At 70.9% G+C, this 23,485-nt stretch carries 15 protein-coding genes; 7 read left to right on the top strand and 8 right to left on the bottom strand.

Annotation, left to right across the window (positions count from 1 at the left end; all coding sequences use genetic code 11):
• Positions 1-25 precede the first annotated feature (25 nt).
• Positions 26-3,226 (bottom strand): tetratricopeptide repeat protein, encoded by a 3,201-nt coding sequence (locus tag ACFV7R_RS14540; protein WP_385263544.1) that lies wholly within the window; start codon positions 3,224-3,226, stop codon positions 26-28.
• A 180-nt stretch (positions 3,227-3,406) separates the two neighbouring features.
• Here ACFV7R_RS14540 and ACFV7R_RS14535 point away from each other — a divergent pair, with 180 nt between their 5' ends.
• The 5 genes from ACFV7R_RS14535 (at position 3,407) to ACFV7R_RS14515 (ending at position 12,143) form a co-directional block, all read left to right on the top strand.
• Positions 3,407-5,437: a thioredoxin domain-containing protein gene (locus ACFV7R_RS14535; protein WP_385263543.1), complete on the top strand. Its 2,031-nt coding sequence runs from the start codon at positions 3,407-3,409 to the stop codon at positions 5,435-5,437.
• A gap of 187 nt (positions 5,438-5,624) precedes the next feature.
• Positions 5,625-6,887: a glycosyltransferase gene (locus tag ACFV7R_RS14530; protein WP_129801178.1), complete on the top strand. Its 1,263-nt coding sequence runs from the start codon at positions 5,625-5,627 to the stop codon at positions 6,885-6,887.
• Positions 6,884-8,527 carry an ArnT family glycosyltransferase gene (locus ACFV7R_RS14525; protein WP_385263541.1) on the top strand — a complete coding sequence of 548 codons (1,644 nt, stop codon included), beginning with the start codon at positions 6,884-6,886 and terminating at the stop codon, positions 8,525-8,527. The genes ACFV7R_RS14530 and ACFV7R_RS14525 overlap by 4 nt, the downstream gene beginning before the upstream one ends.
• Positions 8,524-9,741 (top strand): glycosyltransferase, encoded by a 1,218-nt coding sequence (locus ACFV7R_RS14520; RefSeq protein ID WP_385263540.1) that lies wholly within the window; start codon positions 8,524-8,526, stop codon positions 9,739-9,741. Before ACFV7R_RS14525 ends, ACFV7R_RS14520 begins: the two co-directional genes overlap by 4 nt.
• Positions 9,738-12,143, top strand: a complete 2,406-nt coding sequence (locus ACFV7R_RS14515) for a galactose oxidase-like domain-containing protein (RefSeq protein WP_385263538.1) — start codon at positions 9,738-9,740, stop codon at positions 12,141-12,143. The genes ACFV7R_RS14520 and ACFV7R_RS14515 overlap by 4 nt, the downstream gene beginning before the upstream one ends.
• Here ACFV7R_RS14515 and ACFV7R_RS14510 read toward each other — a convergent pair.
• From ACFV7R_RS14510 to ACFV7R_RS14495, 4 genes are all read right to left on the bottom strand, one after another.
• Positions 12,140-12,871, bottom strand: coding sequence for a Mut7-C RNAse domain-containing protein (locus tag ACFV7R_RS14510; RefSeq protein WP_385263537.1), 732 nt, complete (start codon positions 12,869-12,871; stop codon positions 12,140-12,142). The two genes, ACFV7R_RS14515 and ACFV7R_RS14510, sit on opposite strands and share 4 nt — an antisense overlap.
• Positions 12,872-12,905: 34 nt before the next feature.
• Complete coding sequence (locus ACFV7R_RS14505) at positions 12,906-13,544, bottom strand: TetR/AcrR family transcriptional regulator (protein ID WP_385263535.1); 639 nt, start codon at positions 13,542-13,544, stop codon at positions 12,906-12,908.
• Positions 13,541-15,097 carry an MFS transporter gene (locus ACFV7R_RS14500; RefSeq protein ID WP_385263533.1) on the bottom strand — a complete coding sequence of 519 codons (1,557 nt, stop codon included), beginning with the start codon at positions 15,095-15,097 and terminating at the stop codon, positions 13,541-13,543. Before ACFV7R_RS14500 ends, ACFV7R_RS14505 begins: the two co-directional genes overlap by 4 nt.
• 122 nt (positions 15,098-15,219) lie before the next feature.
• Complete coding sequence (locus ACFV7R_RS14495; protein ID WP_385263532.1) at positions 15,220-15,933, bottom strand: hemolysin III family protein; 714 nt, start codon at positions 15,931-15,933, stop codon at positions 15,220-15,222.
• Between the two features lie 339 nt (positions 15,934-16,272).
• Between ACFV7R_RS14495 and ACFV7R_RS14490 the strand changes: the two genes are divergently transcribed.
• A complete protein-coding gene (locus ACFV7R_RS14490; protein WP_385263530.1) occupies positions 16,273-18,096 on the top strand; it encodes a phosphoenolpyruvate carboxykinase (GTP) in 1,824 nt (607 codons plus the stop codon).
• 304 nt (positions 18,097-18,400) lie between these two features.
• On the top strand, positions 18,401-20,131 hold the full coding sequence (locus tag ACFV7R_RS14485; protein WP_385263529.1) for an Ig-like domain repeat protein: 1,731 nt from the start codon (positions 18,401-18,403) through the stop codon (positions 20,129-20,131).
• Here the strand turns inward: ACFV7R_RS14485 and ACFV7R_RS14480 are convergent.
• Genes ACFV7R_RS14480 through ACFV7R_RS14470 form a run of 3 tightly spaced genes read right to left on the bottom strand, consistent with a single transcriptional unit; the run spans position 20,121 to position 23,480 of the window.
• On the bottom strand, positions 20,121-20,744 hold the full coding sequence (locus ACFV7R_RS14480; RefSeq protein ID WP_385263527.1) for a hypothetical protein: 624 nt from the start codon (positions 20,742-20,744) through the stop codon (positions 20,121-20,123). The genes ACFV7R_RS14485 and ACFV7R_RS14480 overlap by 11 nt on opposite strands.
• Positions 20,731-22,272: a substrate-binding domain-containing protein gene (locus ACFV7R_RS14475; RefSeq protein ID WP_385263525.1), complete on the bottom strand. Its 1,542-nt coding sequence runs from the start codon at positions 22,270-22,272 to the stop codon at positions 20,731-20,733. Before ACFV7R_RS14475 ends, ACFV7R_RS14480 begins: the two co-directional genes overlap by 14 nt.
• A complete protein-coding gene (locus ACFV7R_RS14470; RefSeq protein WP_385263523.1) occupies positions 22,269-23,480 on the bottom strand; it encodes a toxic anion resistance protein in 1,212 nt (403 codons plus the stop codon). The genes ACFV7R_RS14475 and ACFV7R_RS14470 overlap by 4 nt, the downstream gene beginning before the upstream one ends.
• Positions 23,481-23,485: the final 5 nt, after the last annotated feature.

Here is a 23,485-nt window from a genome sequence, read left to right as displayed (position 1 = left end):
CCGCTCCCCCCTCCGTCCGGGACACTCACGGGGCCGCCACCACCCCCACCCCCATGACCTCCCGCGCATGCCGGTTCGGCACCATCCCCAGCCGCCAGGCCTGCCACCCGTCCTCCAGGCTCACGCCGCGCTCCAGCAGCAGCTGGTACGCCTCCACGTAGTCGTCCAGCTTCTCGTCCCGCGCCGGATGGCCGGCCCGACCCAGCTGTGCCAGCTCCTCCTGCGCCACCGCCGTACCGACCTCCACCCCACCCGGAGCCGCATACGGCAGCAGCGTGCAGCGCAGGAAATGGGCCCAGTCCTCGCCCCGCCGGTCCCCGTACGACGCGAACAGCCCCACCGCCTCGTCGCACAGGGCCAGCGCCTGTGCCGTACGGGCGTTGCCCGCGTCGACGACGGCCAGCTCCAGACAGGTCCACGCCTCGCCGTGGGCGACGCCGATGCGCTGGAAGTCGGCGCGGGCGTCGACGAGCAGCTGCCTCGCGAAGCCCGAGTTCCGCAGCGATCCGGTCTGGGCGGCACGCAGGTCGCGGGTCGCCCGGGCCGAGTGGTGGCGGGCGCAGGCCAGCCCGTACACGTCCCGCATCCGGGAGAACATCGTGCGTGAGCGCTCCAGGTCACGGACCGCCTGGTCGAGGTTGCCCGCCTCCTCCAGCGCCTGACCGAGGTAGTAGAGCGTCCAGGCCTCGCCGCGTGCGTCCTCGTTGTCGCGGTGCCGGGCCGCCGCCCGGCGCAGCTCCTCCACCCCCGTGAAGGCGTCGCCCGCGACCAGCCGGGCCCGGGCCAGCTGGGTCAGCGCCCACGCCTCGCCGCGGGCGTCGCGGGTCCGGCCGTACCGTTCGAGCGCCGCGCGCAGCTCGGCTTCCGCGCGCGGTACGTCGCCCAGGCGCAGGTACAGCTGGCCGAGCTGGAAGTGGGCCCACGCCTCGCCGTGCAGGGAGCCGCCGGCGCGGTGCAGTTCCAGGGAGCGGTTCAGCAGGTCCAGGGCCTCGGCGAGGTGGGCGCGGTCGCGTTCCACGGCCGCCAGCGCGTGCATCGTCCACGCCCGGTCGGTGGCCAGCTCGGGCGCGGCCTGCAGGTCCAGCGCCTCCCGCAGCCGGGCCGCCGCCTCGGTGAGGTTGCCCTGGTGGTGCAGGGTGATGCCGAGCGAGCACAGGGCGCGGGCCGCGCCCGCGTCGTGGTGGGCCTCCCGGTACAGGTCGACGACCGAGGCGAGCGTCGTACGGGCCTTGTCCAGCTCGCCCAGCTGCCGGGCCGCGATACCCGTGCGCCACTGCACCGAGCGGATCAGCAGCCCCTGGTCCACGGCCTGGGCGAGTTCGTTGATCTCACCCAGGCGGTAGAGGTCGCCGCGCAGCAGGCAGTAGTCGCACAGCGCGCCCAGCAGGTTCAGCACCGCCGCCTGGTTCACGCCCTCCGCGAACCGGAGTGTCGAGGTGATGAAGCTCGACTCGTCGTCCAGCCAGCGCAGCGCCTCGTCCAGGGAGGTGAAGCCGTGCGGGCCGAAGCGGTCCGAGCGGGTCGACATGTTGCCGTCCACCAGCCGCAGCACCGAGTCGGCGAGCTCGGCGTAGTTCACGATCAGCCGCTCCTGCGCCGCGGCCCGCTCGGCCGGCTCCTCCTCGTCCAGCAGGCGGGCGTGCGCGAAGATCCGCACGAGGTCGTGCAGGCGGTAGCGGCTGCCGCGCACATGGTCGATCAGGCCCGCGCGGGAGAGGGCGACCAGGTACCGGGCAGCCTCCGCCTCGTCCGTGGCCAGCAGTGCGGCGGCGGCCGCCGCGCCGAGCGAGGCACGCCCGGCCAGCGCCAGCCGCCGCAGCAGTCGCCGCGCCGGTTCCGCCTGGTCGGTGTAGCGCAGCCACAGCGCCCGCTCCACCGGCTCCACCGGCCCGTACGCCCCGAGGTCCGAGGCCAGCTGCCGGGGCGAGCGCGGGCCCAGCGAGGAACCGGCGACGCGCAGCGCCAACGGCAGCCCGCCGCACAACTCCCGTACGCGGTCGGCGGATTCGGCGTCGTACGGGCTCGAGGCGTCCTGCGCGGCCGCGCCCAGCAGCTCCTCCGCGCCCACCGCGTCCAGCGTCTCGACGGGCAGCTGGTGCACCCACGCAGGCAGGTCGCCGGGCAGGTCGAGCGGGGTCCGTGCGGTGACCAGGACCAGGCTGTCGGACCGCTCCGGGACCAGGGTGCGGACCTGCTCGGGGTCCGAGGCGTCGTCGAGGACGACCGCGACGGGCACGCCGGTCAGATGCTGGTGGTACAGCTCACTCAGCCGCTTGACCTGCTGGTCGGCCGAGGAACGCTCCCGGAACAGCAGCTGCTCGCGCGGTGCGCCCAGCCGGTTCAGCAGGTGCAGCAGGGCCTCGCGGGTGGACAGCGGCGGTTCCTCCGGGCTGTCGCCGCGCAGATCCACCACGCACGCCCCGCGGAACTGGTCCTTCAGATCATGGGCGGCTCGCACCGCCAGCGTCGTACGGCCGCTGCCGGGCGCCCCGTGCAGAACGACCACCGTCGGCCGGGTCCGGGTGCTCGCCCGGGCGGCCTGCACCCACTGCCGGATCCGCGCCAGCTCCTGCCGCCGCCCCGCGAACGGACCCACGGGCTCGGGCAGTTGACCGAACGACTGCTCCAGCACACTCCGCCCGCGCGCGGCCCCGCTCTTGTTGGTCCCCTTCAGCTGCGGCCCGCTCTTCTTCGGCCCCGTGGACGCGGCCAGCACCCGCTGCTGATCGAGGAACGGCCGGATCCCCCGCACGTCCAGCGCCGTCAGCCACTGCAGCCGCAACTGTTCCGGCCCGCCCGGCTGCCCCGCGGCACCGGCCCGGTGATGCGCGGCCGGCAGATGCGACCCGGCGACCTTCACCACCGTCGTCGCCGCGCCCACCACCCCGACGGTCACCCCCGCACCGACCGCGGTCCCCGGCCCCGTACCGAGCGCCAGATCGGCCACCGCTGCCGCCACAGCAGCCACACCCGCCACAAACAGCGGCGTACCGGCGCCCTCCCGCGCATACCGCTGCCCGAACGACAGCCGCCCGGCCTCCGTCTCGTCCAGCGCACGCGTATAGGCCTCGTACTCCTCGGCCGCCGCCTGCGCCATGGTGTCGAGCGCCCCGCGCGCCCGGGCCATGAGCACCTTGCCGTCGATACGGCCACCCGACCGCCGTACCTCCTCTTCCACCGCGCGCACCAACAGCCGCTCGGCCTCCGCGCGATGACTGTCCCGCATGTCCCGTCCCCCTCCGGCGGCAACTGCTTTGCCTACGAGTGTCCTTGCGGGACGCCCCGAACGCGAGGGGGGCGACGATCACCGTCCACTTCGGTGACCGTTGCGACGCCGGTGGAAACGGCCGACCGAGCGGCGGAGCTTCCTCACGACCGGTCCGGGCCCGTGGGGCAGGATGGGGGTATGCCGAATCGACTGGCCCATGAGACGTCCCCCTACCTGCTCCAGCACGCCGACAACCCGGTCGACTGGTGGCCCTGGTCGGAGGAGGCGTTCGAGGAGGCGCGCCGGGGTGACAAACCCGTCCTGCTCAGCGTCGGATATTCGAGCTGCCACTGGTGTCACGTCATGGCGCACGAGTCCTTCGAGGACCAGGAGACGGCCGACTTCCAGAACGAGCACTTCGTCAACATCAAGGTCGACCGCGAAGAGCGCCCCGACGTGGACGCCGTCTACATGGAGGCCGTGCAGGCGGCCACCGGGCAGGGCGGCTGGCCCATGACGGTGTTCCTCACCCCGGACGCCGAGCCGTTCTACTTCGGGACGTACTTCCCGCCGGCGCCCCGGCACGGGATGCCCTCCTTCCGGCAGGTGCTGGAGGGCGTGAGCGTCGCGTGGCGGGACCGTCGGGAGGAGGTCTCCGACGTCGCCGGGAAGATCGTGCGGGATCTCGCCGGGCGGGAGATCGACTTCGGGGGGACCGAGGCGCCGGGGGAGCAGGAGCTGGCGCAGGCGCTGCTCGGGCTGACCCGGGAGTACGACCCGCAGCGCGGTGGGTTCGGCGGCGCGCCGAAGTTCCCGCCGTCCATGGTGATCGAGTTCCTGCTGCGGCATCACGCCCGGACCGGCGCCGAGGGTGCGCTGCAGATGGCGCAGGACACCTGTGAGCGGATGGCGCGGGGCGGGATCTACGACCAGCTCGGGGGCGGGTTCGCCCGGTACTCCGTCGACCGGGACTGGGTCGTGCCGCACTTCGAGAAGATGCTGTACGACAACGCCCTGCTGTGCCGCGTCTACGCCCACCTCTGGCGCACCACGGGCTCCGAGCTCGCCCGCCGGGTCGCCCTGGAGACCGCCGACTTCATGGTGCGTGAACTGCGCACGAACGAGGGCGGGTTCGCCTCCGCGCTCGACGCCGACAGCGACGACGGGACCGGTCGGCACGTCGAGGGGGTGTACTACGTCTGGACGCCCGAGCAGCTCCGTGACGTGCTGGGGGACGACGCCGAACTCGCCGCCCGCTGCTTCGGCGTGACCGAGGAGGGCACCTTCGAGGAGGGTGCCTCGGTCCTGCAACTCCCGCAGCAGGACGGTGTGTTCGACGCCGAGAAGGTCGAGTCCGTGAAGCAGCGGATGCGGGCGGCCCGCGCCGAGCGGCCCGCTCCCGGACGGGACGACAAGATCGTCGCTGCCTGGAACGGCCTCGCGATCGCGGCGCTCGCCGAGACCGGCGCCTACTTCGACCGGCCCGACCTGGTGGACGCCGCCCTCGCCGCCGCCGACCTCCTGGTCCGCGTCCACCTCGACGACCACGCCCGCCTCGCCCGCACCAGCAAGGACGGCCGGGTCGGCGCCAATGCAGGCGTGCTGGAGGACTACGCCGATGTCGCCGAGGGCTTCCTGGCGCTGGCGTCCGTGACCGGGGAGGGCGTCTGGCTGGAGTTCGCGGGGCTGCTGCTCGACCACGTTCTGGTCAGCTTCGTCGACGAGAAGTCGGGCGCCCTGTACGACACCGCCGCGGATGCCGAGCAGCTGATCCGCCGCCCGCAGGACCCGACCGACAACGCCGCCCCGTCCGGCTGGACCGCCGCCGCGGGTGCCCTGCTGAGCTATGCCGCCCAGACCGGCGCCGAACCCCACCGGGCCGCCGCCGAGCGGGCGTTGGGCATGGTGAAGGCGCTGGGTCCGCGCGTGCCCCGGTTCATCGGCTGGGGGCTCGCCGTCGCCGAGGCCAACCTCGACGGGCCCCGCGAGGTCGCGATCGTCGGGCCGAGCCTCGACGACAGGGCCACAAAGGCCTTGCACCGTACGGCACTTCTGGGCACCGCTCCGGGCACGGTGGTCGCGTACGGCGTGCCGGGGAGCGAGGAGTTCCCGCTGCTGGCCGACCGGCCGCTGGTCGGCGGTGAACCGAGCGCGTACGTCTGCCGTAACTTCACCTGTGACGCCCCGACGACCGACCCGGAGCGGCTGCGCGTGGCGCTGAGCGGATGATCCGCTGATCCGGGCAGCGCAATTGGGCATGTGTGTGAACATGCCTCACCCGCCGCCCACCAGTACGAAACACGCCATTTATCAGAACAGCTTCCGAGCTTCACATTTCCCCCCTACTCTCTCCACAGTGCCGAGACGGCGGTGACTCACCGTCTCGGCAGGGGGTTTGGGGATCTGGGGGGATCTGTTGCTGACGTCTGTCTTCATCGCTGCCGTTTCACTGGCCCTGTTCTGGATGGCGGCATTCACCCTGTGGTGGCAGATGCACGCGTGGCGTACGCCCGAAGTGCTCGCGTCCACCCGTTTCAGCCGGCCGGACGGCGGTGAGCACCTGTCGTTCTCGCTGCTGCTTCCGGCCCGGCACGAACAGGCCGTGCTGGACCACACCATCCAGCGGCTGCTGGAGTCCACACACAACGACTTCGAGATCATCGTCATCGTCGGGCACGACGACCCGGAGACCACCGAGGTGGCCCGTCGGGCGGAGGCCCGCGACCCGCGTGTACGAGTCGTCGTCGACACCCACGAGAAGAAGAACAAGCCCAAGGCCATGAACACGGCGTTGCCGCACTGCCGCGGCGATGTCGTCGGGGTCTTCGACGCGGAGGACCAGGTCCATCCGGAGCTGCTCGCCCATGTCGACCACGCGTTCCGGTCCACCGGTGCGGACGTCGTCCAGGGCGGTGTGCAGCTCATCAACTTCCACTCCAGCTGGTACAGCCTGCGCAACTGCCTGGAGTACTTCTTCTGGTTCCGCTCACGGTTGCACCTGCACGCGCAGAAGGGCTTCATCCCGCTCGGCGGCAACACCGTCTTCGTGCGGACGAAGGTGCTGCGCGAGGCCGACGGCTGGGACCCCAACTGCCTCGCCGAGGACTGCGATCTGGGCGTGCGCCTGTCCAGCGTCGGCAAGAAGGTCGTCGTCGCCTACGACTCCGACATGGTCACCCGCGAGGAGACCCCGGGCAGCCTGATGTCCCTGCTGAAGCAGCGCACCCGCTGGAACCAGGGTTTCCTCCAGGTCTACCGGAAGAAGGACTGGAAGCAGCTCCCGGGCTTCCGGCAGCGGCTGCTCGCCCGCTACACCCTCATGACGCCGTACCTGCAGGCGATCTCCGGCGTGATCATCCCGCTGAACGTGGCCATCGCGCTCTTCCTGGACGTCCCGGTCGGCGTCGCCTTCATCACCTTCCTGCCGGCCGTCACCGCGCTCGTCACCTTTGTCTTCGAGCTCGTCGGACTGCACGACTTCGGCAAGCAGTACGGGCTCCGGGTCCGCCTCGTGCACTACCTCAAGCTCATCGTCGGCGGCCCCTTCTACCAGGTGCTCCTCGCCGGGGCCGCGGTCCGCGCCGTATGGCGTGAGCAACGCGGCCGCAACGACTGGGAGTTGACCAGCCACGTCGGCGCACATCTCGCGCACGTGAACCGAGAGGACGTTCCTGCGTGACCTCCACACTTCCCGCGGCGACCGGAGTCAAGGTCCCCGCGCAGCGGACAGCTGCGCCCAGAACCGGTTCGACCGGCCGAACAACACCTCCGCTCCGGCTGCGCAGTTCGCGCCCCGACCTCATCCTGTGCGGTGTCCTCCTCGTGGCGATCCTCGTCGTGCAGGGCTGGAACATCGCCGACTACCCGACCTTCAGCGACGACGAGGGCACCTACCTCGCCCAGGCCTGGGCCGTACAGGAGGGCCGGGGCCTCGCCCACTACACGTACTGGTACGACCACCCGCCCTTCGGCTGGGTGCAGATCGCCGTCCTGACCTGGATCCCTGCGTACCTCGCGCCCGAGTCGATGACCGTCGGCTCGATGCGGGTCATGATGCTGCTGATCAGCGCGGTCAGCGCCGTCCTCGTCTACGTCCTCGGCCGCCGCCTCGCGCTGCCCCGCTGGGCGGCCGGGCTCGGCATGGTGCTCTTCGGGCTCTCCCCGCTGTCGGTGGTCCTCCAGCGCGAGATCTTCCTCGACAACATCGCGGTGATGTGGACGCTGCTGGCCTTCTGCCTCGCGGCCTCCCCGAGCCGTCACCTCTGGCACCATTTCGGCGCGGGCATCGCGGCCGCCGCGGCCGTGCTCACCAAGGAGACGATGCTGCTCGTCCTGCCCGCCGTGATGGTCACCATGTGGCGGCACAGTCACCGCGACACCCGGAAGTTCGCGCTCACCGGGGCGATCACCGCCTGCGCGCTCATCGGCATCTCGTATCCCCTCTTCGCCCTGCTGAAGGGTGAGTTGCTGCCGGGCGACGGGCACGTCTCGCTCTGGGACGGCATCGTCTACCAGATGAGCCGCCCCGGCTCCGGCTTCATCCTCGAACCCGGCACCGGCTCCCACGGAGTGCTCCAGTCCTGGCTGTACTACGACCGTGTCCTGCCCCTCGGAGGACTCGCCGGCGCCCTGCTGCTCCTGCTCACCTGGCGCTGGTCGGTCACGGCACGGGCGCTCGCCGGGCCCGCGCTCGCCGTGGCGATCCTCGCGGGGATGGCCATGCGGCCGGGCTACCTGCCCGCCATGTACATCATCCAGGCGCTGCCGTTCCTCGCCCTCGTCCTGGCCGGCGGCACCGCCAGTGTGACCCACCTGGTGCTGCGCAGACGGCGCCGGGACGGCGAGAAGCGGTACGTCACCGGCGGGCGGTACGCGCTCGCGGCCGTCCTCGCGCTCGCGGCCGGCGCCTACGTCGTACCCCGCTGGTACGACGGCGACCGCACCGCCATGACCGCCGACGCCAACGCCCCCTACCGGGCCGCCTCCACATGGCTGGCCACGGAGGTCGAGGACCCGGAGGACACCCGGGTACTCGTCGACGACGCGCTCTGGCTGGACCTGGTGCACGAGGGGTACCGGCCGGGGCTCGGCGTCATCTGGTTCTACAAGGCCGACCTCGACCCCGCGGTGACGAAGACGATGCCGCGCGGCTGGCGGGACCTCGACTACGTCGTCGCCTCGCCGACGGTACGGCGGGACGCGGTCGATCTGCCCAACGTCAGGGCAGCGATGGAGAACTCGACGCCGGTCGCCGTCTTCGGCACCGGTGAGGACCGGATCGAGATCCGGCAGATCCAGACCGTGGGAGGCGCCCGATGAGCGGCCACGAGTCCACCGTCCCCGGCGAACTGGGCGACCCGGCCGCGTACGCCGTGGAGGTTCCCGAGCCGGGTGCCGTCACCATCGTCGTACCGACCTTCAACGAGTCGGCGAACATCCGTCAGCTGCTGCACCAGATCACCGAGTCGGTGCCGTCCCGGCTGCCCTGCGAGGTCGTCTTCGTGGACGACTCCACCGACGACACCCCGCAGGTGATCCGCGAGGCCGCCCAGGACTGCCCGTTCCCGGTGACCGTGCTGCACCGCGAGGAGCCGGTCGGTGGGCTCGGCGGTGCGGTGGTCGAGGGCATGAAGGCGGCCGGCTCCGACTGGATCGTCGTCATGGACGGTGACTGCCAGCATCCGCCGTCCCTGGTCCCGGAGCTGGTGGCGACCGGCGAGCGGGCGAACGCCTCACTGGTCGTCGCCTCCCGTTACATCAAGGGCGGCAGCCGGGCGGGGCTGGCCGGCAGCTACCGCGTGGCCGTGTCCAGAGCAGCCACCTGGCTGACCAAGACCCTCTTCCCGCGCCGGCTGCACGGCATCAGCGACCCGATGAGCGGCTTCTTCGCGGTGCGCCGCAGCGCGGTCACGGCGGAGACGCTGACGCCGCTCGGCTACAAGATCCTGCTGGAGCTGGCGGTCCGCAGCCGCCCGCGCACGGTCACCGAAGTGCCGTTCGTGTTCCAGGAGCGGTTCGCCGGGGAGTCCAAGTCCACGGCAGCGGAGGGGCGGCGTTTCCTGCGGCACCTCGCCGGGCTGCGTACGGCCGATCCGCTGGCCCGGATGGTGGTGTTCGGGCTGATCGGCGCGACCGGTTTCGTCCCGAACCTGCTCGGGCTGTGGGCCCTCACCTCCCTCGGCATGCACTACCTCCCGGCCGAGATCCTCGCCAACCAGCTCGGCGTCGCCTGGAACTTCCTGCTCATCGAGCGCCTGCTGTTCCGCGACCGCCGCCGGCACCGGCGCTTGTGGGACCGGCTCGGCCGGTTCGCGCTGCTCGCCAACGCCGACCTGGTGCTGCGCATCCCGCTGATCGCGCTGCTGGTCGGCGCGTTCGGCATGGCCGCGCTGCCCGCCACCGCGCTCGCGCTGGTGACGACCTTCGTCCTGCGTTTCGTCGGTACCGAAGCGCTGGTCTATCTGCCGCGCCGGAGGCCCATGAATGAAGCCGCCCCCGAGCGCGGGAGCCGCACAGCAAGGAGAGCCGTGTGAACAAACGCCGTAGAAGAACCGCACTCCTGGCCGTCGCAGGCCTCACCGGTGGCCTGCTCCTGACCACACCCCAGTCCGCCTCCGCCGCCAACCTCATCAAGAACCCCGGCTTCGAGACGGCCGGCACCGGCGACATGCCGTACTGCTGGTCGAAGTCCGGCTGGGGTGACAACGACTTCAGCTTCGCCACGACCTCGGACGCCCACTCCGGCAGCAAGGCCATGAAGGTCGAGCTGACCCGCCGTGTCGAAGGCGACCGCAAGGCGCTGATCACGGAGTCCGCGGACTGTGCGCCGGTGGTGACGGTCGGCAAGCAGTACGACCTCTCCCTCTGGTACAAGACGACGACACCGGACGCCAACATCACCCTGTTCCGGCACGACACGACGGCCGGCTGGCAGTACTGGACCGACCTCAAGACGCTGGAGATGGCGGGCAGCTGGACCCGGGCCACGGTCCGCACCCCGGAGGTGCCGGCCGGCACCGACCGCGTCAGCTGGGGCGTCTCCGTCTATGGCACCGGCTCCGCGACCACCGACGACTACACGATGGAACAGGTCGCCGACCCGGTCCCGGAGCCCGAGTGCACGGGCACGCCTCAGGAGTGCGCGAACGGCAGGTGGGACGTGCTGCCCGCGCAGAACCCGGTCCGCTCGATGCACTCGGTCGTCCTGCACAACGGCAAGGTGCTGCTGATCGCGGGCTCCGGCAACGACCCGGAGATGTTCGAGGCGGGCACGTTCACCTCCGCGGTCTACGACCCGCAGAACGGCACGTACAAGGTCATCCCCACGCCGGACGACATGTTCTGCGCCGGGCACGTCCAGCTCCAGGACGGGCGGGTGCTGGTGATGAGCGGCAACAAGGGCTATCCGTCGGCGGACGGCACGATCGGCTACCAGGGGTACAAGGACTCGTACATCTTCGACCCCGAGACCGAGACGTACACGAAGACGAACGACATGAACGACGGGCACTGGTACCCGTCGGCCACGATCCTCGGCAACGGTGACGTCATCTCCTTCGGCGGGCTGAAGGAGGACTCGACCGGCTCGGTGACCGCCGAGCTGTGGTCGGACGCCGAGCAGAAGTGGCTCGAGCTGTGGAAGGTCAACCAGACCTGGTCATACTGGGGTCTGTACCCGTCGATGATCCTGATGCAGGACGGCCGCCTCTTCTACTCCGGCAGCCATGTCTTCGGCAACAACATCCCCGGCACCGGCTCGGCGATCTACGACTACGACGCCAACACGATCACGCAGGTGCCCGGTCTGCAGAACAAGGACGAGCGCGACCAGTCGGCGAGCGTGCTGCTGCCGCCGGCGCAGGACCAGAAGGTCCTCACCATCGGCGGCGGCAACATCGACTCCAACCCGGAGGCGAACCGGCTGACCGATGTCATCGACCTCAAGGAGCCCAACCCGTCCTACGCCGCAGGTCCGCCGCTTCCGCAGGGCACCGTCGACCTCGGCAACGGGCCGGTCCCGCAGACCGGGGGCCAGGGCAAGATGTACGTCTCCGCGGTGCTGCTGCCGGACGGCAAGGTCCTCGAGACCGGCGGCGCCCTGCACAACCGGGCCAACCCGGTCTTCGAGTCGTCGATCTACGACCCGGCGACGAACACCTTCGACCCGGTGGCCGCCGACCCGGAGGCCCGCGGTTACCACTCCTCGGCGTTCCTGCTGCCCGACGGCCGGGTGATGACCACCGGCGACAACCCGGGCAACGGCTCCTGGAACCACAACGTGTCGATCTACACCCCGCCCTATCTCCTCAAGGGCGAGCGTCCGACGATCACCTCGGTGATCGACACCGAGTGGACCTACGGCGACACCCAGCGGATCACGGTGGACCGGCCCATCGCGAAGGCGGAGCTGATCCGCCCGGCCGCGGTGACGCACTCGTCGGACCCGAACCAGCGGTTCGTGGATCTTCCGTTGAGCGTGGACGGCAACACCATCGACCTGAACGTGACGAGCAACCCCGACCTGGCCCCGCCCGGCTGGTACATGCTCTTCGCGGTCGACGCGGGCGGGGTGCCGTCGGTCGCCAAGTGGGTGCACCTCCAGGGCCCGCAGGCCCTCGGCGCCACCGACGCCTCGGCCCACGTCCACTCCTTCGCCGACGACCTGTCCGGCAAGGTCACGGGCCCCGGCAGGAAGCGCACCTCGCAGCAGGTCGGCACGACCGTCGCCGGCTGCGACCGGCACTACGGCTCGGCCAACGTCTGCGTGCCGACCGCCTTCCCGTCCGAGGTGAAGAAGACGACGGCCGCCCGCTGCACCTGGCTGAAGGCCAACGACTACGGCCGCCTGAAGGTCAACGGCAAGGACGACCCCCTCCGCCTCGACCCCAACAGGGACGGCGTGGCCTGCGGGAAGGGGGACCTCCGGCGGCGTTAGCCCCGCTGCGGGAAGTCGCTGAGGGCGCGCTCCACGATGGCCTCCAGCTGGTCGTGGTGCGCGCCCTTCCAGTAGGCGCGGCCGCACTTGCTGCACTGCGCGAAGACGTCGTACGTCCGCTGGGTTCCGCCCTTCAGCTGGTCCGCCACCTCCTCCTTGGTGACGTCCTGCAGCAGGCCGTTGCACGCGGTGCACCGTGTCCACGGGCGCAGTTCGGGCGCGAACCGGTCGAGGACATCGCGGAGTTGGTCGTCGGGGCGGGTGCTGTAGACGAAGGCGCCGGCCCACAGCTCGCGGCGGCGCAGCAGACCCCGGTCGCGACTGAGCATGACGCGTTTCTCGGTGGCCGAGCGGGCGGCGAGCGCGGGGTCGCCGATGTCGGTCGACTCGTAGGCCGTGTCGACGCCGAGCAGGCGCAGGCGGCGGGCGAGGGTGCCGAGGTGGACGTCGAGGAGGAAGCGCAGGGGAGCGCCGGGAATCTCTTGCGGGCGCTCGACCGCGCGGACGGTCACTGCCTCTCCGGCCTTGGGGATGTGCGAGGTCGGGACCTCATGGCCGTCCACGACCAGCGCGCCGACCTCGGTGAGCGGAACGCCGAGGGACTCGATGACATGGCCGAGCGTCGAGACGCCGTCCGTGGCGAGCGGGGTCGCGCCCCGGCGCCGGGGGTGCGGGACGAACAGGTGCAGCGCGGGGGCGATTTCGACGTGTATCTCGGGTCCGTTCACCTGATCAGGATGGCACGGCGGCGGCCCGGGACTCTCAGGGTTTCACAGGGGGCAGACCACGCTCGAAGACGTCGACGGCGCGGTCCACCAGATCCGCGAAGTCCTCACGGAAGCCGCCCCGGACCCAGTACCGGGTGACCTCCATCAGGCCGCCCATCAGGGACATCGTGAAGACCCGCACCTCCAGGCTCTCCGGGTCCCGGCCGGTGCGCTCGGCGATGGCGGTGGCGAGCAGATCGCCGGTGGCCGACATGCTCTCCATCATCCGTGAGCGCACGGCCGGGACCTCGGTCATCAGCGTGGTCCGCAGCCGGGTGACCCTGGGATCCTCGTGCGCACCGAGGCCGACGGCCTTGCGCATCACGTACCGCAGGGACTCCAGCCAGGGCTCGTCCGCGGGCCGCTGCCGCAGTTCGTCGAGGAGCAGCGGGTCGTACTCGTCGGTGAGGACGATGTCCTCCTTGGTGGGGAAGTAGCGGAAGACGGTCGACGGCGACACCTCGGCGCGGTCGGCGATCTGCTCGATCGTCGTGGCGTCGTATCCCTGCTCCTCGATCAGTTCGTACGTCGCGGTGCGGATCGCCTCGCGGGTCTTGATCTTCTTCCGCTCCCGCAGTCCCAGCTGGGGGCGGTCGGCGGGGGTGGTGGTCCGTGCGGCCGTCATGGAGGTCATTGTCGGGCATCCGCCACGGGGGCGGCCATGTCCGGGGCGTCGTTCCCGGTCCTCCGGCCGTCCCTGCGGCCGTCCAGGAACACGGCGGCCAGCACCCCGGCCACGATCGACGCGGCGGCGCACACCACCAGTACCAGGCTCATGCCGTGCAGGTACGCGTCGTTCGCGGAGGCCGCCAACCGGGCCGCGCCGGTCTGTTCGGCGACGAGGTGGGCGGCGACCACGGACTCCCCGGCCGTGTCGGCGGCCGGCGCGGGCAGCCCGGTGACGTCGAGCCGGTCCCGGAACGTGCCCGCGAGGAGGCTGCCGAGCAGGGCGATGCCGAGCGCGCCGCCGACCTGGCGGAGCGTCATCAGCAGCCCGGACCCGCTGCCGGCGCGGTCGGCGGTCAGCGCGGCGAGCGCCCCGTCCATCGCCGGGACGATGCTCAGGCCGAAGCCGATGCCCGCGAAAGTGAGCCACAGCGCGGTGAATCCGTAGCCGGACTCCGCCGTCGTACGGCTGCCGAGGAGCGCGGCGAAGGCCAGCACCGCAAGCCCGGCACCGACCACCCCGCGCGACCCGAACCGGGCGACGGCCGGTTGCGCGGCCCGCGCGGCGACCAGCAGGCCGCCCATCATCGGCAGCAGCCGCAGCCCGGTGCCGAAGGCATCGTGCCCCAGGACCGCCTGGAGGTAGAGCGGCAGCACGAACAGCAGCCCGGACAGCACGAACATCACCAGCGTCGCCGCGAGCGTGTTGAACAGGAACCCGCGGTGGGCGAGCAGCGGCATGTCGAGCATGGGGCGGACGGCCCGGCGCTCGCGCAGGACGAGGAGGGCGACCAGGACGGCGGCCGCGGCGAGCATGCCGAGCACCAGAGGATCGCCCCAGCCGCGCTCGGGCGCCTCGATGATCGCGTGGATGAGGGCGCCGAGGCCGGTCGCGGTGAGCGCGGTGGAGACGGTATCGACCTTGGGGGAGGCGGGGTCGCGGGTTTCGGGGAGCAGGAAGACGCAGGCGGCGATGCCGAGGGCGGCCATGGGGACGTTGACCAGGAAGACCGAGCCCCACCAGAAGTGGTCCAGCAGCCAGCCGCCGATGATCGGGCCGAGCGGCAGCCCGAGCGCCGAGGCGGCGGAGATGACGCCGACGGCCTTCGTGCGTTCTTCCGGTCCGAAGAGCGAGGGCAGCACGGACAGCGACAGCGGTGTGACCAGCGCCCCGCCGACGCCCATCACCGCGCGGGCGGCGATCACGGCGTTCACGTCCCCGGCCAGCGCGCCGACCACCGAACCGGCCAGGAACACGCCGAGCCCCGTGACCAGCATCAGCCGCCGCCCGAACCGGTCGCCGAGCAGCCCGGCGGGCAGCATCAGCGCCGCGAAGACGACGACGTACGCGTCCGCCATCCACTGTTGCTCGCCGGTGCTCGCGCCGAGTTGCTCGGCCATCGTCGGCAGCGCGACGTTGAGGATCGTCAGGTCGAAGCCGAGCGTGAGCATGCTCGCGACCAGGGCGGCGAGGGCCCACCAGCGGCGGGGGTCGGGTCGTACCTCGGTGAGTGCAGACATAAAATGAGAGTAGCTCTCAAAATCTAGGAGCTGTCAATAGGGTGTCGGTGTCAGTCGCATGGAATCGGGGATGCAAAAAGGGCCACGGCTCGCAAGCCGTGGCCCTGAAGGAGGTGGGAGCCCTACGCGTGCTGGTACGCCACCAGGGAGATTCCCACGTAGTGGACGACGAACGCCGCCAGCGTGAACGAGTGGAACACCTCGTGGAAGCCGAACCAGCGCGGTGAGGGGTTGGGGCGCTTGAAGCCGTAGACCACCCCGCCCGCGCTGTACAGGAGACCGCCGACGATCACCAGCACGAGGACGGCGATACCGCCGGTGCGCATGAAGTCGGGCAGGAAGAAGACGGCCGCCCAGCCCATGGCGATGTAGCAGGGCGTGTAGAGCCAGCGCGGGGCGCCCACCCAGAAGACGCGGAAGAGGATGCCGGCCGCTGCGGCGGCCCAGATGCCCCACAGCAGCCACTGCCCCTTCGCGCCCGGCAGGAGCAGCAGGGTCAGCGGCGTGTAGGTGCCGGCGATGATCAGGAAGATGTTCGAGTGGTCCAGGCGGCGCAGTACGCCGTCCATGCGCGGACTCCAGTCGCCCCGGTGGTACAGCGCGCTCACGCCGAACAGCAGGCATGCCGTCAGCGCGTAGATCCCGCAGGCGAGGCGGCCGCGTGGGGAGTCCGCGAGGGCGGTGAGGACCAGGCCCGCGACGAGCACCGCAGGGAACATCCCGAGGTGCAGCCAGCCGCGGAGCTTGGGTTTGATCGGGTGCGGCAGGGAGAGCGCGCTGGATACCCGGTCGGCGACCGGCGTGTCCCTCGGCGCGTCGGAGGCGGGCGCAGTCATGCGGGGCATCGTACCTACGGAACCGTAAGTTACGGATCAGTGCGGCGACTGGAGTGGCCATCATCTCACGGAGGTTGGGGGTCCCGGCGACCCCTTCCACCCCAAGGGGCGGTCATCCGAACTCAACGTGCACGTAAAGAAACGGAGAGAAACGCCCAGGTGCGTGGGCCGGGTCACGCCGCTCAGGTGGGCGGTCCTCTGGACAAATGCGCACTCACCTCGGATGATCAAATGAGTGCAGTCGGCACCGGATGAGCGCGTAGCGATCGATACTGCGCAGCATCCGGGTCGCAGCCCCCACGGGGCACAAGGACAAAAAACCCTCATTTAGGAGCAACCGTGGCGCGCGACATATCGGCTACCCCCGTCATCCCGACCAACCACCAGGAACTGATCTCCTGGGTGAACGAGATCGCCGAACTGACGCAGCCGGACAACGTGGTCTGGTGTGACGGATCCGAATCCGAGTACGAGCGACTGTGCGAGGAGCTCGTCCAGAAGGGCACCTTCCGGAAACTCGACCCGATCAAGCGCCCGAACTCCTACTACGCGGCCTCCGACCCGACGGACGTCGCCCGCGTCGAGGACCGCACCTTCATCTGCTCCGAGAAGGAGCAGGACGCCGGCCCGACCAACCACTGGAAGGCCCCTGCCGAGATGCGGGAGATCTTCCAGGGCGAGAAGGGCCTGTTCCGCGGCTCGATGCGGGGCCGGACCATGTACGTCGTGCCGTTCTGCATGGGCCCGCTCGGATCGCCCCTGTCCGCGATCGGCGTGGAGATCACCGACTCCGCGTACGTCGCCGTCTCCATGCGCACCATGACCCGCATGGGCCAGCCCGTGCTGGACGAGCTCGGCTCCGAGGGCTTCTTCGTGCGAGCCGTGCACTCGCTCGGCGCCCCGCTGGAGCCCGGCCAGCAGGACGTCCCCTGGCCCTGCAACAGCACCAAGTACATCTCCCACTTCCCGGAGACCCGCGAGATCTGGTCCTACGGCTCCGGCTACGGCGGCAACGCCCTGCTCGGCAAGAAGTGCTACGCCCTGCGTATCGCCTCCGTCATGGCCCGCGACGAGGGCTGGCTCGCCGAGCACATGCTGATCCTCAAGCTGACCCCGCCGCAGGGTGAGTCGAAGTACGTCGCCGCCGCCTTCCCGAGCGCCTGCGGCAAGACCAACCTCGCCATGCTGGAGCCCACCGTCTCCGGCTGGACCGTCGAGACGATCGGCGACGACATCGCGTGGATGCGCTTCGGCGAGGACGGCCGGCTGTACGCCATCAACCCCGAGGCCGGCTTCTTCGGCGTCGCGCCCGGCACCGGTGAGCACACCAACGCCAACGCGATGAAGACGCTGTGGGGCAACTCCGTCTTCACGAACGTCGCGCTGACGGACGACAACGACATCTGGTGGGAGGGCATGACGGAGGAGACCCCGGCCCACCTCACCGACTGGAAGGGCAACGACTGGACGCCCGAGTCCGAGACCCCGGCCGCCCACCCCAACGCCCGCTTCACCGTGCCCGCCGCGCAGTGCCCGATCATCGCGCCCGAGTGGGAGGACCCCAAGGGCGTGCCGATCTCCGCGATCCTCTTCGGCGGGCGGCGCGCCACCGCCGTACCGCTGGTGACGGAGTCCTTCGACTGGAACCACGGCGTCTTCCTCGGTGCCAACGTGGCGAGCGAGAAGACCGCCGCCGCCGAGGGCAAGGTCGGCGAGCTGCGCCGCGACCCGTTCGCGATGCTGCCGTTCTGCGGCTACAACATGGGCGACTACATGGCCCACTGGGTCAAGGTCGGCAAGTCGGCCGACCCGGCCAAGCTGCCGAAGATCTACTACGTCAACTGGTTCCGCAAGAACGACGAGGGCAAGTTCGTCTGGCCCGGCTTCGGTGAGAACAGCCGCGTCCTGAAGTGGATCGTCGAGCGCCTGGAGGGCAAGGCCGAGGGCGTCGAGACCCCGATCGGCGTCCTGCCGGCCAAGGAGGCCCTCGACACAGACGGCCTCGAACTGGCCGACGAGGAGCTCGACTTCCTGCTCACCGTCGACAAGGAGGTCTGGCGCGAGGAGGCCGCCCTGATCCCCGAGCACCTCAACACCTTCGGCGACCACACGCCCAAGGAGCTGTGGGACGAGTACCACGCCCTGGTGCAGCGCCTGGGCTGAGACAGCCCCCATGACGCCGCGGCCGGCTCCGAGTGTGCCCTGACCAGCAACATCGTCACGGCCGGCCGCGGTGACCGCACCACAGACCGGCGAGGTTCCGTACAACGGCGTGCGGGGCTCCGGGCCTGTCGCCGCGTTCCCGTCCGCCCCGACGGAAGCGCGCGGCGACAGGCCCTCGCCTGTATGCCGCCGTATGTCGCCGGGTGCGCCCCCTTGATCCAAGGATCTTCACGGCTGTTTCATATTCAACACAGGTGCACCACTCATCCCAGTGGGCACCCAACACAGCCTGTGGGGGGCACAGTTGAATACTGCACACCGTCCCAGACGTCTCGCGGCCACCGTCCTCGCCGCCGCACTCGCCGGGACCGGACTCACCGTGGCCGCCGCGCCCGCGGCGCACGCCGCCGCGTCCGACAGCGTGGCCAAGCTGCCGTTCACCTCGTACTCGGCGCTGGCCGTCGACAACGTCCACCAGCGGGTCTTCCTCGCCGACGCCGCCGTGGGCTCCAGTTCCAACTACGGGCAGATCGCCGTCTACACCTTCCAGGGCGAGCGCATCTCCACCATCAGCACCACGTACCACGTCTCCGGCCTGGCGCTCAGCGCCGACGCGAGCACCCTCTTCGTCGGCGAGCGCTACCGGCTCTTCGCCTACGACACCACCACACTCGCACTCAAGAGCGCGACCGGCGTCAACACCGACCAGTGCGGGCGCGAGGTCGCCGTCGCGGGCGGCAAGCCGTACTACACCTCGCAGTACACCGACTACCTCTCCCAGTGCGCCACGTGGACCTCCCACCTGGACACGGTCGCCAACGGCGGCTGGCAGCGCACCGGTTGGAACGACGCCGGCAAGCTCCTGCTGGAGGGCGGCCCGAACGACACCTTCGTGATGGGCCAGGCGCTCAACTCCTCGGCGGCCAACCCGTTCGTCAGCGTCTTCGACGGCAGCGGCGAGACTCCCGTACGGAACGCCACCCGCCGGTTCGCCGACGCCGACGGCAAGGGCGCCCTGAACCTCAAGGACATCGCCGTCTCCCCGGACGGCGCGAAGGTCGCCCTTGCCGACGCCACCGCCGGCACCCGGTTGCTCAACTCCAGCGACCTGTCGGACGCGTCCACCGGCTACCAGGCCCTCCCTGCCGGCGCCACCGCCAGCTCGGTCGCCTTCAGCGGTGACGGCAAGTACCTCGCGCGCGGCGCTTCGGCCACCGGCGCCACCCCCGACCTGCTGGTGCAGCCCGCCGACCCGACCGACTCCACCGCCCCGCTGGAGTTCGTCTTCGAGGGCAGCCAGGACGGCGACCGGGTCGCGCCGCGCGGCATGGAGTGGTCCGCCGACGGCTCCCGCCTGTTCGCGGTGACCACCAACGCGGCCGGCAACCAGTACTGGCTGCACATCATCCAGCCCCCGGCCGTCCAGTACGGCGCCCGCTTCACCGGCGGCCTCACCCACAGCCCCGCCCAGGCCGTCGCGGGCGAACCGCTCGCGGTGCGCGGCAAGCTGGAGCAGGACGGCCCGGCGCCCGCCGAGCCCCTGAAGGTCAAGGCGACCCGGACCGACGCGGGCGGTACCCACGAGCTGGGCACCTTCACCGTCAAGGACGACGGCACCTTCACCGTCCTCGACGAGCCCGACCTCGTCGGCGACGCCACGTACACCGTCTCCTTCCTCGGCGACCTGACCCACCGCCCCGCCGAGGACATCACCACCACGGTGTCCGTCGGCAAGGCGCCCACCTCGATCGCGCTCACCGCGCCCGAGGAGGGCTCGCTGAGCACGGGCGTCGAGATCACCGGCACCTTCACCGCGCAGGGCAAGGCGCTGCCCGAGCGGGCGGTCCTCAAGGTCACCCGGACCGACCGGCTCGGCACCGGCACCCTGTCGTCGGTGACAGTCGCCGCCGACGGCACCTTCACGATCAACGACCTGCCGCGCACCCGGGGCGACGTCACCTACACGGTCAGCTGGCCGGGCGACGACCTGCACACCGCGTCGTCCGCCTCGGCGACGGTGTACGTCAGGCGGTAAAGCCGCTACCGGTCCCGCCCCGGTCCTCCAGATACCGGGTGTGGGACTCCTGGCGGCGGGCCTCCACCTCGCGCAGGCCCGCCGCCAGCCGCTCGGCGTCCTTCTTCAGCAGACCGAGCTGACGCTCCAGATGCAGCTCGGGGGACTCGGTCCCCGGCGCCATCCGCGTCCACCAGCGCGTCCGTACGAAGCTGTCGACGGCCTCGGGAAGATCGCGCCGCACGATACGGGAGAGCACATGCACGCCCTCCGGGTCGTGCGCGAGCAGCTCGGCCACCCAGCCGCGGTCGAGCAACGCGGCCAGCAGCTCGGTGAGTTCCCGCAGTCGCGCGGCGGCCGTGACCGACAGCTCGACGTCCGTCAGATAACCGCGCAGCTTCTCGAAGTCGCCCCGCAGCTCGTCGAGTTGGGCCGACGGATCCGGGAAGTCGGGCAGCACGGGCCGCTCCGGCGGAGCGATCAGCGCGCCCGCGCCGTACAGTCCCGCGACCACGACGGCCCAGTACGGGCCCGCCACCCCCGCGAAGGTCAGCACGAGGCCGACCAGCCCGCACGCGCTCCCGGCGATGTTCTTGCGGGACTCCAGGTACGCCACTGCCTTACTGGTAGCCACGGATCTCCTCGAAGGCGCCGTCCAGCGAGCCCTGCTGGGCGTCGAAGAGGCGGCCGCCGGTCAGTTCGGCGATGTGCTCCAGCTCGGAACGGTCGGAGTCGCCGAACAGGATGGGGAAGACGGGGATGTCCTTCTGGCCGCCGGTGAGCGCACCGTGGAAGTCCTCGAAGTCGCCGGCGGTCGCACCGGTCGTGTTCTCCCCGTCCGTCATCAGCACGATCGACGTGAACGTGTCACGGTCCGCCCTCAGCTGCTCGTACGCCTTCTCCAGCGAGGTGTAGATCGCGGTGTCGCCCTCGGCCGTCAACGCCTCGGTGTCCCGCCGGATCCCGTCGAGCCCGGTCTTCGGATCCTCCGGGTCCACGACATGGGTCCGTACGCTCTTCACATCCGACCCGAACGGCATCAGCGTCACCTCCTCCCGCTCCCGGAAGTCGCCGGTCAGGCCGGTCAGCGCCTTCTTCAGCCCGGCCAGCCGGTCGCCCTCCATCGAGCCCGAGGTGTCCAGCACGTACACCGTGCGGGACGGGCGGCGCAGCTCGTTCTGGTACGAGTCGAGCAGCCCGTCGGCGACGGACCGGCTGCCCGGGAAGGGCAGCTCGCGCCGACGGGTGGTGTCCAGGCCGGTCGCGGGCTGCACGGAGGCGACGACCGGGCGGCGGTGCGTGCCGTCGGTGATCGCGCGCTGGATCTCCGGGGAGCGCAGGGACTCGGTCAGCCGGCGGACGTCCTCGCGGGCCGGGGCACCCGCGGAGGCGAGGGACGAGAGCGGGTAGTCCGCGGTGACGACACCGTCGGTGGGGCGGATCACCGTCAGACCGGGGATGCCCTTCAGGACCGACTCGTAGTTGAGCAGCGCGTCGACAGTGCCGCGCCGCTCGTACGCGCTCGCCAGCCAGCCCGACGACCCCGACGTCAGCTGCTGCCCCCGGAAGAACTCCTTCAGACGGGGAGTCGCCTTCTGCACGTCCGCGTCCGTGAGCGCGGACTGGGCGCCGGAGAGGGCGGAGGCGACGGAGACGAGGGCGGAGAAGCCGGAGTTGGAGCGGGCCGGGTCGGTCATGCCGTAGGTGAGGCCGCCGTCGCGCACGGCCTGCTCGACATCGGACCAGGTGACGTCCTCCGGCTGCCAGCCGAGGGCCTTGACGGTGGCCGGCTTGACGCCGATCGCGACCGGGCTCGACATGACCGGTGTCTCCGACACGACCTTCTTCGCCGCTTCCGGGCGCAGCCGCAGGTAGTCGTTGGAGGACAGCCACACCGCGTCGTACGCCCCGTCCGCCCTGCCCCGCGCGAGCAGGTCGACGGCGTCGAGGGTGCCCATGTAGGTGGGCCGGACGGTGATGCCGGTCTCCTCACGGACCCGGTCCAGGACGTCCGTCATGTCGCTGAGCTCGCTGGAGGCGAGGACGCGCAGGGTGCCGGGCCGGTAGGCCTGGGTGTCCTCGTCCGGCCCGTCGTCCTGGCCCGTCGTGCAGGCCGTCAGCAGGGCCAGCGCCGCGACGGCGAGGGCGAGCGGGCGTCTCATGCCAGGCCCCCTTCCAGGGCGCTCTGCGAGCGGCTGCGGTCCAGGTAGGCGGAGGCGTGCTGGAGTTCGGCGGTCAGCGACTCGACGGTCGTGGCCATCGCTTCGGTGGCCTGGACCTTGTACGTGTCGATGGCGTCCAACGTGCGATAGATCTGCTGAAAAGCCGAGCGCAGCGTCTCCGCGCCGACCGCCGGGTCGGCGGCGATGCGCTGGATCTCGCCGGACTGCGTGGCGAGCATCTCGGCATTGCCCCGGATCAGGTCCTCCGTCGTGCCCCGCAGTGCGTTGACCTGGTCGACGACCTTCTTCTGGTTGTCGAGGGCGGAGGCGAGCATGACGGAGATACGCAGCGCCGAGACCGTGGTCGTGGCCGCCCGGTCGACGCCCTTGATCAGCTCGTCGTTGTTGCGGCGTACGACGTCCATGGCGAGGTAGCCCTGTGCGCACACCGCGAGTTGGGTGAGCAGGTCCTGGTGCTTCTGCCGGACGGGGAAGAGGACGTCCGCGCGCAGCGAGTCGGCGGCCTGCGGGTCGCCCGTCCCGACACCGGCGATGTGCTGCTCGACCGCCGTGTCCAGGGCCTCGGTGAGGACGACGTACTCCTGGAGCTTGCCCATGGTCTCCCACAGCCGCACCCGCTCGGTCTGCAACGCGGCGTTGTCCCGGCGCAGTTCGTCCTGCCCGCCGCGCAGGGAGCCGACGATCTTGTTCAGGGTGCCCTGTGCGGAGGCGTACTTGGCGACGTGATCGCGCAGCTTGTTGCCGCCCGGCAGCCGGGACAGGAACTTCCGCCCCTTGGCGGCGGGCAGATCACGCGGATCCAGATCCTCCACGACCCTGCGCAGTTCGACGAGCGACCCCGCCACCTGCGACTGCGCGTCCCCGCCCTTGGACGGCAGACTCCGCACGGTCCGCTCCAGCATGCGGTTGGACTGCGCGGCCGCGGTGCGCATCTCACCGGCGCCGAGGGCGGTGATCTCGCCGACCTTGCCGGCGAACTCGGGCGAGCGGGCGTCGAGGGCGGCGAGTCCGGCGACGTAGTCGGAGGCCTTGCGGGCCATGTCGTCGCGGACACCGTCGTCGACGGGCACGAGCCCGCCGGCCTTCTCCCGCGGGACCCGGGCGACGGGCTCGGGCGGGATGAGGGTGAAGGTGTCGTCGTGACTGGGGCTGGTGTTCTGGCTGGTGCTGCTGCCGTAGTCGGTCATCTGCT

Source organism: Streptomyces sp. NPDC059866, assembly GCF_042731325.1.
GTDB classification, from domain to species: domain Bacteria; phylum Actinomycetota; class Actinomycetes; order Streptomycetales; family Streptomycetaceae; genus Streptomyces; species Streptomyces flavusporus.
The sequence above is the reverse complement of the archived record's forward strand: the minus strand, read 5'-3'. Positions and strand labels throughout refer to the sequence as shown.

Bases quoted from the DNA above. Each gene is read 5' to 3' on its own strand.
- ACFV7R_RS14470 (WP_385263523.1), bottom strand. From the start codon at position 23,480: ATGACCGACTACGGCAGCAGCACCAGCCAGAACACCAGCCCCAGTCAC.
- ACFV7R_RS14540 (WP_385263544.1), bottom strand. From the start codon at position 3,226: ATGCGGGACAGTCATCGCGCGGAGGCCGAGCGGCTGTTGGTGCGCGCG.
- ACFV7R_RS14535 (WP_385263543.1), top strand. From the start codon at position 3,407: ATGCCGAATCGACTGGCCCATGAGACGTCCCCCTACCTGCTCCAGCAC.
- ACFV7R_RS14500 (WP_385263533.1), bottom strand. From the start codon at position 15,097: ATGTCTGCACTCACCGAGGTACGACCCGACCCCCGCCGCTGGTGGGCC.
- ACFV7R_RS14475 (WP_385263525.1), bottom strand. From the start codon at position 22,272: ATGAGACGCCCGCTCGCCCTCGCCGTCGCGGCGCTGGCCCTGCTGACG.
- ACFV7R_RS14520 (WP_385263540.1), top strand. From the start codon at position 8,524: ATGAGCGGCCACGAGTCCACCGTCCCCGGCGAACTGGGCGACCCGGCC.
- ACFV7R_RS14505 (WP_385263535.1), bottom strand. From the start codon at position 13,544: ATGACCTCCATGACGGCCGCACGGACCACCACCCCCGCCGACCGCCCC.
- ACFV7R_RS14495 (WP_385263532.1), bottom strand. From the start codon at position 15,933: ATGACTGCGCCCGCCTCCGACGCGCCGAGGGACACGCCGGTCGCCGAC.